This is a genomic window from Nocardioides sp. (assembly GCF_035547795.1).
GTDB lineage: Bacteria > Actinomycetota > Actinomycetes > Propionibacteriales > Nocardioidaceae > Nocardioides.
In genome coordinates this window covers 1-11,220 of record NZ_DASZUF010000187.1, presented here as the reverse complement: position 1 = coordinate 11,220, position 11,220 = coordinate 1, and the positions used below count along the sequence as shown (strand labels likewise).

At 70.9% G+C, this 11,220-nt stretch carries 12 protein-coding genes and 4 tRNA genes; 3 read left to right on the top strand and 13 right to left on the bottom strand.

Annotation, left to right across the window (positions count from 1 at the left end; translation table 11 throughout):
• The 3 genes from VHA72_RS13935 to VHA72_RS13925 form a co-directional block, all read right to left on the bottom strand.
• A partial coding sequence (locus VHA72_RS13935) for a twin-arginine translocase subunit TatC (RefSeq protein WP_325576210.1) occupies positions 1–180 on the bottom strand: 180 nt, incomplete at its 3' end.
• Between the two features lie 15 nt (positions 181–195).
• A complete protein-coding gene (locus tag VHA72_RS13930; RefSeq protein WP_325576208.1) occupies positions 196–450 on the bottom strand; it encodes a twin-arginine translocase TatA/TatE family subunit in 255 nt (84 codons plus the stop codon).
• Positions 451–706: 256 nt separating this feature from the next.
• Positions 707–781: transfer RNA gene (locus VHA72_RS13925), tRNA-Val, on the bottom strand.
• Positions 782–1,009: 228 nt separating this feature from the next.
• Here VHA72_RS13925 and VHA72_RS13920 point away from each other — a divergent pair.
• On the top strand, positions 1,010–1,444 hold the full coding sequence (locus VHA72_RS13920; protein WP_325576206.1) for an SsgA family sporulation/cell division regulator: 435 nt from the start codon (positions 1,010–1,012) through the stop codon (positions 1,442–1,444).
• A 91-nt stretch (positions 1,445–1,535) separates the two neighbouring features.
• Here the strand turns inward: VHA72_RS13920 and VHA72_RS13915 are convergent.
• The 3 genes from VHA72_RS13915 to VHA72_RS13905 all read right to left on the bottom strand — a co-directional run bounded on the left by VHA72_RS13915 (position 1,536) and on the right by VHA72_RS13905 (position 1,799).
• Positions 1,536–1,610, bottom strand: a tRNA-Val gene (locus VHA72_RS13915).
• A 22-nt stretch (positions 1,611–1,632) separates the two neighbouring features.
• A tRNA-Cys gene (locus VHA72_RS13910) sits at positions 1,633–1,706 on the bottom strand.
• A gap of 20 nt (positions 1,707–1,726) precedes the next feature.
• Positions 1,727–1,799 (bottom strand) — tRNA-Gly (locus tag VHA72_RS13905).
• 153 nt (positions 1,800–1,952) lie between these two features.
• Here VHA72_RS13905 and VHA72_RS13900 point away from each other — a divergent pair.
• On the top strand, positions 1,953–2,894 hold the full coding sequence (locus tag VHA72_RS13900; RefSeq protein WP_325576204.1) for a glycoside hydrolase family 6 protein: 942 nt from the start codon (positions 1,953–1,955) through the stop codon (positions 2,892–2,894).
• A 193-nt stretch (positions 2,895–3,087) separates the two neighbouring features.
• The gene (locus tag VHA72_RS13895) at positions 3,088–3,729 is read left to right on the top strand and encodes a class I SAM-dependent methyltransferase (RefSeq protein ID WP_325576202.1); all 642 of its coding nucleotides are present in this window, start codon (positions 3,088–3,090) and stop codon (positions 3,727–3,729) included.
• Here VHA72_RS13895 and VHA72_RS13890 read toward each other — a convergent pair.
• The 7 genes from VHA72_RS13890 to VHA72_RS13860 all read right to left on the bottom strand — a co-directional run.
• The gene (locus VHA72_RS13890; RefSeq protein WP_325576200.1) at positions 3,715–4,806 is read right to left on the bottom strand and encodes a prenyltransferase; all 1,092 of its coding nucleotides are present in this window, start codon (positions 4,804–4,806) and stop codon (positions 3,715–3,717) included. The genes VHA72_RS13895 and VHA72_RS13890 overlap by 15 nt on opposite strands.
• Positions 4,806–5,543, bottom strand: coding sequence for a class I SAM-dependent methyltransferase (locus VHA72_RS13885; RefSeq protein WP_325576198.1), 738 nt, complete (start codon positions 5,541–5,543; stop codon positions 4,806–4,808). The genes VHA72_RS13890 and VHA72_RS13885 overlap by 1 nt, the downstream gene beginning before the upstream one ends.
• A complete protein-coding gene (locus VHA72_RS13880) occupies positions 5,543–6,802 on the bottom strand; it encodes a glycosyltransferase family 4 protein (protein WP_325576196.1) in 1,260 nt (419 codons plus the stop codon). Before VHA72_RS13880 ends, VHA72_RS13885 begins: the two co-directional genes overlap by 1 nt.
• An 85-nt stretch (positions 6,803–6,887) precedes the next feature.
• Positions 6,888–7,859 (bottom strand): NAD(P)/FAD-dependent oxidoreductase, encoded by a 972-nt coding sequence (locus VHA72_RS13875; protein WP_325576194.1) that lies wholly within the window; start codon positions 7,857–7,859, stop codon positions 6,888–6,890.
• Between the two features lie 78 nt (positions 7,860–7,937).
• Positions 7,938–9,410, bottom strand: coding sequence for a glycoside hydrolase family 6 protein (locus tag VHA72_RS13870; RefSeq protein WP_325576192.1), 1,473 nt, complete (start codon positions 9,408–9,410; stop codon positions 7,938–7,940).
• Positions 9,411–9,467: 57 nt separating this feature from the next.
• Positions 9,468–10,778 carry an MFS transporter gene (locus tag VHA72_RS13865; RefSeq protein ID WP_325576190.1) on the bottom strand — a complete coding sequence of 437 codons (1,311 nt, stop codon included), beginning with the start codon at positions 10,776–10,778 and terminating at the stop codon, positions 9,468–9,470.
• Positions 10,779–11,043: 265 nt separating this feature from the next.
• Positions 11,044–11,220 (bottom strand): UvrB/UvrC motif-containing protein (locus VHA72_RS13860; protein ID WP_325576212.1); only part of this gene is annotated, 177 nt, incomplete at its 5' end.

The window sequence follows — 11,220 nt, the reverse complement described above, 5'->3', positions numbered from 1 at the left end:
CGAGAACAGCTGGTCGAAGAAGAACAACGCCACGATGAACCCGATCAGCAAGACCAGCGCCGCCTTGATGATCCGCGCACGCAACTCACGCAGATGATCCGACAGCGCCATCCGGCCATCGGGGCCGACCGGATGGACAGGCGTGCCCCGGACAAGGTCGACGACGCCCGTCAGGGACACGGCCTGGTCTCTCGATCAGGCGGACTCGCCGCTCCCGAGCCGGCGACGCTCCGCGTCCAGCTCGGCCTGGCGAGCCTCGAGGTCAGCCTTCCTCGCCTCCAGCTCGGGCACGCCCTTCTCGTCCTTGTCGTCATCGCGCAGGCCCTTGGTCTCGGCCTTGAAGATGCGCAGCGCCTGACCCGTGCCACGGGCGAGGTCGGGGAGCTTCGCGGCACCGAACACCAGCACCACGATCGCCAGGATGACCAGCCACTCGGCGCCTTCGGGCATCCCAATCAGCGGAACGATCACCACAACCCCGTTCGTCAGATTCAGTAAATCGTACTATACATTCTGCGCCATCCTAGGGGGTTGGACGGAGCGAGCACAAGAGCCGATGGGTGAACGCAAGCCCAACGGATGCCCGTCCGCGAGGGTGACGACGTGACGACTTCCGCGCGAGCGGATCGGCCGTCGAGCGGAACACTCGTCAGCGAAAAAAGCAGCACCCCCGACCGGGCTCTTCGGCCGGTCGGGGGCGTTCTGCTGGTGGGCGATACTGGGTTCGAACCAGTGACCTCTTCGGTGTGAACGAAGCGCGCTACCACTGCGCCAATCGCCCGGGGCACTCGTTGCGAGCGCTCGCCGAGACTAGCGCATTCCGCCGCCGAGCTCACATTCGGCGCGCCCCGATGGGACCAAGGTCGGGGGTGGTCTACGCCGCGGTCGGGCCTCGCCGTACCGTCCTCCGCCTCCGCTCGTTCTTCCTGATGAATCACATTGCGGAACCCGCGTCATGGGTAACGGAAGGAAACGTCTCACTGGCGACACCAGCGACGAGGAGCGAGAGATGACCCAGCAGCCCACCACCCCGGCCCTGTCCCAGGACATCACCCTGGTCTGCGTCGACCCGTGGGGCCGCCAGGTCGAAGTGCCGACCACCCTCGGCTACCGCGAGAGCGATCCCTACGCCGTCACGCTGACGTTCCACTCCGCCACCGGTGACGTCGAGTGGATCGTGGCCCGGACGCTGCTGCTGCAGGGCCTGGCGGCGCCCGCCGGCGAGGGCGACGTGAAGGTGTTTCCCAGTATCGACGACGACGCCCGCGCGGTCGCCGTCCTCGACTTCTGCTCCCCCGACGGCCGGTTGGTCACCCAGGCCAGCACGTACGAGCTGCAGACCTTCCTGGCCCGCACCTTCGCGGTGGTGCCGGTCGGCACGGAGAACGACCACCTTGACCTCGACGGCCTGGTGGCGGACCTGCTCGGCACCGCGGCCGAATAGCCGCTCCCCGTCAGCCGGGCGCCAGGTACTCACACTGCCGGAACGCAAACCGCCTCTGACCTGTCTTTGCAGGTCAGAGGCGGCTTCGTGCTGGTGGACGATACTGGGTTTGAACCAGTGACCTCTTCCGTGTCAAGGAAGCGCGCTACCACTGCGCCAATCGTCCGGGCTCTTGAATTTTCGTGGGTTGGAGGTGGGTACGGGATTTGAACCCGTGTACACGGATTTGCAGTCCGTTGCCTCGCCTCTCGGCCAACCCACCGCGGAGGCTGTGCACCTCAGAGCGGACGACGAGGCTCGAACTCGCGACCTCAACCTTGGCAAGGTTGCGCTCTACCAACTGAGCTACGTCCGCTTGACTCCTCGGCTCGGCCCTCCCCTTCCGGTTCGACCCTCGCCTCGGCGACGACGAGAACATTAGCCGAGACCCCACAGCGCGCCAAATCGGGGGTCACCGGCGTGTCATTCGTCCCGTCGACGCAGCCTGACCCACGGGTAGGTTGGCCGGGTGACGCGCGTTTCTCGGACCCTGGCGGCCCTGCTCGCCGTCCTCGTCGTGGCCACCGCGAGCCAGGGGTACGCCGCGGCCCGCCGGCTTCCGCCCGGCTACGCCGACCCCTCCACCACCGCGGCCACGGCCGGCCCGGCGTACACCGCGCTGGCGAAGCGCCCCACCGCACGATGGGTGACGAGCTCGATCCCGACCGGACAGGTCCGGCGGGCGGTCGCCGGCTACGTCGACGCGGCAGCTGCCGCCCACCGCACGCCCGAGCTGGCCATCTACGCGATCCCGGCCCGCGACTGCGGCGACTACTCCGCGGGCGGACTGACGAACGGCCCGGCGTACCGGGCCTGGATCAGGCAGGTCGCCGCCGGGCTCGCCGGCACCCGCACGCTCGTCGTACTAGAGCCCGACGCGCTCCCCCAGCTCGGCGCCTGTCGCGGCCAGGGGCACCGCGCCCGGCTGCTGCGGTGGGCCACCAAGCGGCTCGCCCGGGCCGGTGGTTGGGTCTACCTCGACGCCGGACACAGCACGTGGGTGTCGCCCCGGGTGATGGCCACGCGGCTGAAGCGGGCCGGCGTGGCGCGTGCACGAGGCTTCTCCACCAACGTCTCCAACTTCCGCCCCACCGGCGCGGAGAAGAGATACGCCCGCCGGATCGTCCGCGCGCTGCGCGGGCTCGGCGTGCACGGTGTGCACTACGTCGTCGACACCTCCCGCAACGGCGCCCACCCGGCCCCGGCCGGCAGCGACTGGTGCAACCCGGTCCAGGCCCGGGTCGGGGCCGCGCCGCGGCTGGTGTTCCGGGGCGCCTTCGACGGCCGGCTGTGGGTCAAGCACCCCGGTGAGTCGGCCGGCCCGGGCCACGGCGGGCCGGCCGCCGGCGCCTGGTGTGCCCTGCTCGCCGACCGGCTACTCGGCCGCGATCCGACCGAGAGCCATTGCTGAGCCCGACGTCTGTCGGCACCATGCCGGTCTAGCCCGATCACACCAGGATGGGTGATTCCGCCCACAGCAGGCGCCGGCGGCGTACCGTCTGGCCCGGTCCCGTCCCCACAACTGGACCCAGGTGAAGGTGGAGCTGCCCCCGGCCGCCGTGTCCCGCCGGGGGCAGCTCTCCTCTCACAGCTACGCTCACCGGGTGACAGCACCGCCTCCGCAGATGCCGCCGAACCTGCTGGCCCACGCGCTGGCTGCCAAGGGCTTCATGCCGCCCGAGGAGGGCGCTCTGCTCTTCCGGTACGCCGTCCAGCGGCTGCCCTTCGGCCCCGCACTCGAGGTGGGCACCTACTGCGGCAAGTCGGCCGTCTATCTCGGCGCCGCCGCGCAGGCGACCGGTGGCACGGTGTTCACCGTCGACCATCACCGCGGCTCGGAGGAGAACCAGGCCGGCTGGGAGCACCACGACGCCACTCTGGTCGACGCCGACCTGGGCGTGATGGACACATTGCCGGTCTTCCGGCGCACCGTCCACGACGCCGGGCTGGAGGAGCACGTCGTCGCCGTGGTGGGCCGCTCCCGGACCGTCAGCCGATGGTGGAGCACTCCGCTCAGCCTGCTGTTCGTCGACGGCGGACACGGCGAGCAGCCCGCGCGCGACGACTACGAGGGCTGGACGCCGCACGTGATGCCGGACGGCCTGCTGATCATCCACGACGTGTTCCCGGACCCGGCCGACGGCGGCCGCCCGCCGTACGAGCTGATCTACCTGCCGGCGCTGGCCAGCGGCCGCTTCGAGGAGGTCGAGGCGCTCGGGTCTATGCGGGTGCTACGCCGGGTCTGAGACCGGGTCGCAGCCGCACTCCAGCGCCAGTTCGGCGAAGCCCGGGGGCAGCGACGTGCCGCGCATGATGCCCGAGCCGGCCGTGGCGGCGCCGTACCGCTCCCCCAGCGCGTCCACCGCCAGGATGACCGCCGCGGCGGTGTAGGTGGTCTGCTCGTGCGGCCAGTACACGTCCGGGTTGTCGTTGTCGTAGGTCGGATCGTCGTAGACCCAGCCCGTCCAGTACGAGCCGTCGGGGTGGCGCAGGTGCTGCATGTCGGCCAGCAGCGATCGCGCCCGCTCGTGGTCGCCGATCGCGTCCAGGGCCATCGCCAGCTCGCACGTCTCCGCGCCCGTGACCCACGGGTTGGTGTCGACGCACCTGATCCCCAGCCCGGGTACGACGAAGTCCGCCCACCGGGTCGCCAGCAGCTCGCGACCCGCCTCACCGCGGACGGCGCCGCCGAGCACCGGGTAGTACCAGTCCATCGAGAACGTCGACTTGTCCGCGAACAAGTCACGATGCCGCCGCAGCGCATGCCCCAGCCGCCCGCCGGCCAGCTCCCATTCCGGCTGCGGGTCGTCGAGCAACTCCGCCAAAGCCACGCCGGCCCGCAGCGCGTGATGGATCGAGGAGCAGCCGGTGAGCAGGCAGAACTCGTCCACCGGCGTCCACCAGATGCCGCCCCAGTCCTGCTGCAGGGAGACCACCCAGTCCAGCCCGGCACGCACGCTGGGCCACAGCCGCGCCACGAAGGCCCGGTCGCGCCGGATCAGCCAGTGGTGCCACAGGCCGACCGCGAAATACGCCGACATGTTGACCTCGCCGCGCTCGTCCTCGACGACGCCGTCGACGATCTTCATCGGCCACGAGCCGTCGGCCCGCTGCAGCGTCGGCACCCACAGCAGCGCGCGCTCGGCCGCTGCCACCTCGCCGCCGACGAGCAGCGCCATCGCGCCCTCGACGTGGTTCCAGATGTCGACGTGTTCCCCGACCGTCCACGGGATCGCGCCGGAGGCCTCCTGCATCGCCGCGATCGACGCGGCGGTCTGGCGGACCTGCGCGGCGGTGAGGACGCCCTCGACGTACGGGACCATCACTTCGGCCCGGCGCTCGGCGCCGCGGTGGGCTTGGTGAAGTAGAGCACCATCGACTTGCCGATGGCCGGGTCGAGGACCTTCCCGGCCCACCGCAGCACCGCGGGCTGCTTGACGATCTCCCACACCAGGAGCCTGTGGTAGGCCCTCGCCAGCGGGTGGTCGTCGTTGGTGACGCCGACGGCGCACTTGATCCACCAGTACGGCGAGTGCAGGCCGTGGGCGTAGTCCTTGCCGTCGAAGACCATCCCCGCCTTGGTGACCTTGTCGGTCAGCTCCTCGGCGGTGTAGATGCGGATGTGGCCACCGGGGACGTTGTGGTAGTCGGCCGACAGCTTCCAGTTCACGATCTCCGGGAACCAGCGCGGCACGCTGACCGCCATCGTGCCGCCCGGCCGCAGCACCCGGACGAGTTCGGCGATCGCCTGGATGTCGGCGGGGATGTGCTCGAGCACCTCCGCGGCGACGATCCGGTCGAACTCGCCGTCGGCGAACGGCAGCGCGAGCGCGTCGCCCTCCTTGATCTCGGCACTGGCGCCCTCGGGCACCTCGCCGGCCTCCTTCATGGCCCAGAACCACTCCTGGACCTTGGCCAGCTCGGCGGTGTCCTGGTCGAAGGCGATCACGTCGGCACCGCGGCGGTACATCTCGAAGGCGTGCCGACCCGCGCCGCAGCCCATGTCGAGCACGCGGTCGCCGGCCTTCAGGCCCAGGCGGTCGAAGTCAACGGTCAGCATCACTTCTCCTCGGTGGTCGAGTCTGTCGAGACCCGATAGGCGTCGATGACGTCCTGGTACGCCGCGGCCACCTGCTCGGCCACGGACCGCCAGCTGAAGAGCTCCTCGACCCGGGCGCGGCCGCGGGCGCCGTACGCGGCCCGGCGGGCGGGATCGTCGAGCAGGGCCGCGAGTGCGGCGGTCAGCTCGCCGACGTCGCCCGGCCTGACCAGGTCGGCGCACAGCCCGTCGGGGCCGACCACCTCCGGGATCGCGCCGGCGCGCGAGACCACCAGCGGCGTCGCGCAGGCCATCAGCTCGGCGGTCGGGAGCGAGAAGCCCTCGTAGAGGCTCGGCACACAGGCGATCTCGGCGCTGCCCATCAGCTCGACCAGCTCGTCGTCGCCGACGCCGTGCACGAACCGGACGTGGTCGCCGATGGAGAGCCGCTCGATGAGCTGCTCGGTGCGGCCGCCCTGTTTGGGCTTGGTCACCAGCACGAGCTCGACGTCGCGCTCGGTGCGCAGCTTGGCGAACGCCTCCAGCAGCGTGCCGATGCCCTTCATCGGGGCGTCCGCGCTGGCCATCGCCAGGATCCGGCCGGGAACGCGGGGCTTGACCGGCGGCACGAAGCGCTCCTCGACGCCGAGCAGGATGACCCGCATCCGCGCCGGGTCGACGCCGAAGTCCTTGGCGATGTCCCGCTTGGACGCCTCGCTCGGGGTGAGGATCAGCCGCATCCGCCGCGCGACCCGGGCCTGCATCCGGACGAAGGAGTACCACCGCCACACCCCGAAGCGCTTCTTCAGCGAGGGCGCCGCCGCCAAGTCGATGCGCCGGTCGAAGGAGATCGGATGATGCAGCGTGGTGATGAGCGGCAGGCCGAGCTTCTCGATCTGAAGCATGCCGGTGCCGAGGACCTGGTTGTCGTGCACGATGTCGAAGTCGTCCACGCGCTCGGCGAGCACCTTGACGATGCGCTTGGAGAAGGTGAGCGGCTCGGGGAACGCCCCGCTGCGCATCCGCAGCCACTCCTCCACGTCGATGCGGTCACGGAACTCGCGCGGGTGCGGGTTGCGGAAGGGCTTCGGCTCGCCGTACAGGTCCAGGCTGGGGACCTTGGTCAGGCCCACGCCCTCGTCGAGCTCCGGATAGGGCTGGCCGGAGAACACCTCGACGGTGTGTCCGAGCCGGACCAGCTCGCGGCTGAGGTGGCGGAGGTAGACACCCTGTCCTCCCACATGTGGCTTGCTGCGGTAGGACAGCAGGGCGACCCGCATCCGTCACGTCCCTTCGTTGCCGAGATCCGTCCGTGGCGCGGGAGGTACCCGCCGGTAGGTTCTCCAAGATTAGATCACGTTCCACTCAGCCTTCGCTGGAGTGGCCTGGGAAGACGTGAGCGTGCGGGTCGACCACCGGAGCCAGGTTGTTGACGGCCGTGGCGGCCTCGCCGAAGCCGACCGCGATCAACCGGACCTTGCCCGGGTAGTCGGTCACGTCACCGGCGGCGTAGACCCGCTCCCGGCTGGTGCGCATGGTCTGGTCGACCACGATGTGGCGCTTCGCGGTCTCGATCCCCCAGCTCTGCAGGGGGCCGAGATCGGCCACGAAGCCGAGCGCCGCGACCACCGCCTGGGTGGGGATGACCATCGTCTCGCCGTCGACCTTGAGCTCGGCCTCCTCGACGGTGGTGGCGCCGCGCAGCTCGACGACCTCGGCGTTGGTCAGGATCCGAGCGCCGCTGGCCCGCACCTGGGCAACGGTGCGCTGGTGGGCACGGAAGGCGTCGCGGCGGTGCACCAGCGTGACGCTGCGCGCGATCGGCTCCAGATGCAGCGCCCAGTCGAAGGCGGAGTCGCCTCCCCCGACGATCACCACGTCCTTGCCGGCGTACGGCGCGAAGCTCGGCACGAAGAACTCCATCCCCCGCCCCAGCCAGCCCTCCCCGGCCGGCAGCGGGCGCGGGCTGAAGGTGCCGATGCCGGCGGTGATGAGCAGCGCCTTGCTGGTCACCTGAGTGTCGTCGTCCAGGGTGACCGTCAGGCTCTCGTCGTCCCCCTCGAGGGCGACCGCGGTGTTGCCGAGCAGGTACGTCGGATCGGCGGTGTTGGCCTGCTCGACGAGCCCCTCAACCAGGTCGCGGCCCTTGACGCTGGGGAAGCCGGCCACGTCGAGGATCTGCTTCTCGGGGTACATCGCGGTGATCTGGCCGCCCAGCTCGGGCAGCGAGTCGACGACCGCCACCCGCATCCCGCGGAAGCCCGCGTAGTACGTCGCGAACAGGCCGGTGGGGCCGGCTCCGATGATGGTCAGGTCCGTCTCCACATGCTGCGCCACCCGCCCGATCCTGCCCCTGATCCCGGGCCGGCTCAATAGGTGTGCCGTCGTGCTCCCCGCCGCCGCGCTCCCCCGCCGTCACTGGAACGGCGTGGTCCGGGCCACCTGCAGCGACCTGCTCAGCGAGAACGGCGAGGCCTGACGGACCAGCCAGGGCCGCCCGAACCAAAGGTAGGCGTCGACGTACCGCTGCGCGTTCCTGGTCTGCTCCGCGGTGAGATCCAGGCGCGGGTCGGTGACGTTCGTGGTCGGCGGGATGCCGAGGGTGTCGCACCGTGTCTCGCCGGTCGAGCCGCACGGCTCGGCGTTGTCGAAGTCGCCGTGCGGGTGCTTGGCGTAGTACTGCGCCCAGGTGAACGGGCGGCCGTTGTCCGCGGTGTCGATCACGATGTGCTTGTCCCGGTAGCCCGCCTGCGCGAGCGCCCGGACCAGCGTGGCGCCGTACTCGATGTTGTCCCCGACGCTGGAGTAGTGAGTGGCGCCGAGGGCGATCCCGCGCACGTACTGGATGCCGGCCGCCTCCAACAGCGGCACCTCCTTGGCCACCGAGAGCCAGTCGGCGTCAGAGGCGTCGAGGTAGACGGTGGTGTTCTTCAGGGCGCCGAAGCGCTGCGCGGCGTAGCGCACCAGGCCGAGCCGGGTCGCCGGGTCGGCGGTTCGCTTGTCGTGGGGATCGTTGGGTACGGCGTCCAGCCCCAGGTCGGGCTCGAGCACCATCGCGACCCGGGCGTCGCCGATCGCGGCGGCGACCTGGTCGACCCAGGCGCGGTAGTCCTGCTGCTCGGCGCGGCTCAGCGGCGTGCCGCGGCCGGACTCCTCGCGCGGCCACTGCCGGAAGACGGCCATCTGCACCAGCGTGTTGGGGTCGCCGTCCTGCTGCTGGGCGATGAAGTCGCGGACGTCGGCGCCGATCCGGGACGTGGGGATGTTCGCCGCGAACCAGATCATCCGGGGCTGCAGTGCGATCCGGCCGAGCAGCGTCTTGTCGGTGCCGGTAGCGCGCTGATAGGCGGGATAGATGCCGTTCCACGGTCCGCGGTAGACGCCCCACCGGCCGCCGGTCAGCGGGTTGTCGGGCAGGACGGTGGCCGGCGCGCTGGTCTTGCTCACCTGCCGGTACCCGGGCCGGCTGCCGGTGACCCGCACCGCCAGCCGGGCTCCGACCAGCCCGCGCTTGGGCCGATAGGTCCTGGAGGTGGCGCCGGCGACCGGCGTACCGTCGGCGAGCCACTGGTAGCTCAGCGCGACGTCATCCGGCCACGCCCGTGGCACCCGTGCGGTGACCTTGGCGCCGACGGTGGGCCGGCCGTGCAGCCGAGGCTTGTGGGGTGCCTTCATCGGCAGTGGAGCGCTGGGGCTCGGGGCGGCCGACGGGCCGGCCACACCGGATCGCGAGGCGGAGGCCGTCGGGATGCGGCGAGCGCTCGGGTCGGCCTCGGAGCCACCACGGGTCAGGCCGACGATGACCGCGACGACCACCAGGATCAGGACCGCGATGCCGCCCGCGATCCACCACCGCCGACGCGGCGGCTGGATCGCGAGGTGGGACACGTCCGCCGAGAGTACCCGCCCAGCTCCCGCCCGGCTCACTGTCGGCCGAACGTCAGATCAACGCGCCGGCTTGAGCAGCGACGCGTCGACCATGGTGTTGCCGGCATCGACGTCGGCGCGGCGGACGCGGGTGCGGACTCGGCGCCGCTGGCGCAGGATCATGGCCAGGCCGAGGGCCCATACGACGTACTGGAACGACATCGCCCACCGGAACGCACTGCCGGTGTATCCGGCGCCGTTCGGGGTGCGCCAGTCGAGGATGAAGCCGATCGCGACCACGGTGATCAGCGCGGCCACGAAGCCGGCGACGTTGATGATGCCGCTGGCGCTCGCCTGCCGGTGCGAAGGGTTGCTGGTGCGGCCGACGTCGAAGCCGATCATCGAGGCGGGGCCGCCGAAGCCGACGACCAGCACCAGCAGGAACAGCAGCCACAGCGGCGCGCGACCCGGCCAGGCCAGCACGACCGTCCAGACGGTGACGATGCTGGCGACGACCCACAGCGCCATCGTGGAGCGGTGCCACGGGTGTCGCCCGGCCAGGTAGCCCATCAGCGGGCCGGAGGCCAGGCCGACCAGCGTCAGCACCGTCAGCAGCGCGCCGGCCGCGCCGGCGGACACGTGCTCGGCCTTGACGAAGAACGGGTAGCCCCACAGCAAGCCGAGCACGTTCGAGCTGAACGGCGTGGTGAAGTGCACCCAGAAGCCCAGCCGGGTGCCGGGCTGCGCCCACGCGGCTCGGATGTTGGCGCCCAGCGCCCGCAGCGGCAGCGACTCACCGCGCAGGCTGCGGCTCTGCGGGGCGTCGCGCAGGAAGAGCAGGACGCCGACGATGGTGACCGGGCCGGCGAACGCCGCCGCCAAGTAGGCCGGGGTCCAGCCGAGGTGGATCAGCATCCACGACAGCGGGATGGCGGCCACGATCGCCCCGACCTGGCCGACGTTGCCGGTCAGCTGGGTCACCAGCGCGATCCGGCGCAACGGGAACCAGCGGCCGACCAGGCGCAACACCGAGATGAACGTCATCGCGTCGCCGGCGCCCACGAAGGTGCGCGCGACCAGCGCCTCGGGGTACGTCGTGGCCAGCGCGAACCCGGTCTGCGCCACCGTCATCAGCAGCGCGCCGGTCATCAGCACCCGGCGGGAGCCGAATCGGTCCACCATCAGGCCGACCGGGATCTGCATCCCGGCGTAGACGACCAGCTGCAGCATCGTGAAGAACGACAGCTGCGCGGCCGAGATCCCGAACCGGTGGTTGGCCATCAGCCCGGCCACGCCGAGGCTGGTGCGGTTGAACACTGCCACGAAATAGACCGCGACCCCGACTCCCCACACCAGCCACGCGCGCGGGCTGGTGGACGTCGAGGTCACGTCCGAATTCTACGGCGCACAGAGGGCTCGCCTCGCATCCGCAAGCGGGCCTGAGACCGTGTGATCGCTCACGTGCGGGGCAGCCCTCACCCTCACTCCCGTCGCTCTTCGTGCTGCGTGGCGCTGGTGGCGGTGAACAACTGGCTAGCGGGGCGGGCATGCGGCCGGCGTGTGGCGACGATTGCTAGCCAGTTTTCCGCCCACCGCCGCCCGGAACCAGCGCAGATCCATCACGCCGAACACCCGCGCACGCGGCCGCGAGCTCTCACTTCGTCGCTTCCATCATCTGGCGCAGCTCCTTCTTCAGGTCGCCGATCTCGTCGCGGAGCCTGGCCGCGACCTCGAACTGCAACTCGGCGGCGGCGCCCTTCATCTGCTCGGTGAGGTCCTGGATCAGCTGGGCGAGGTCGGCGCTGGGCAGCCCGACCAGGCCGTGCTCGCG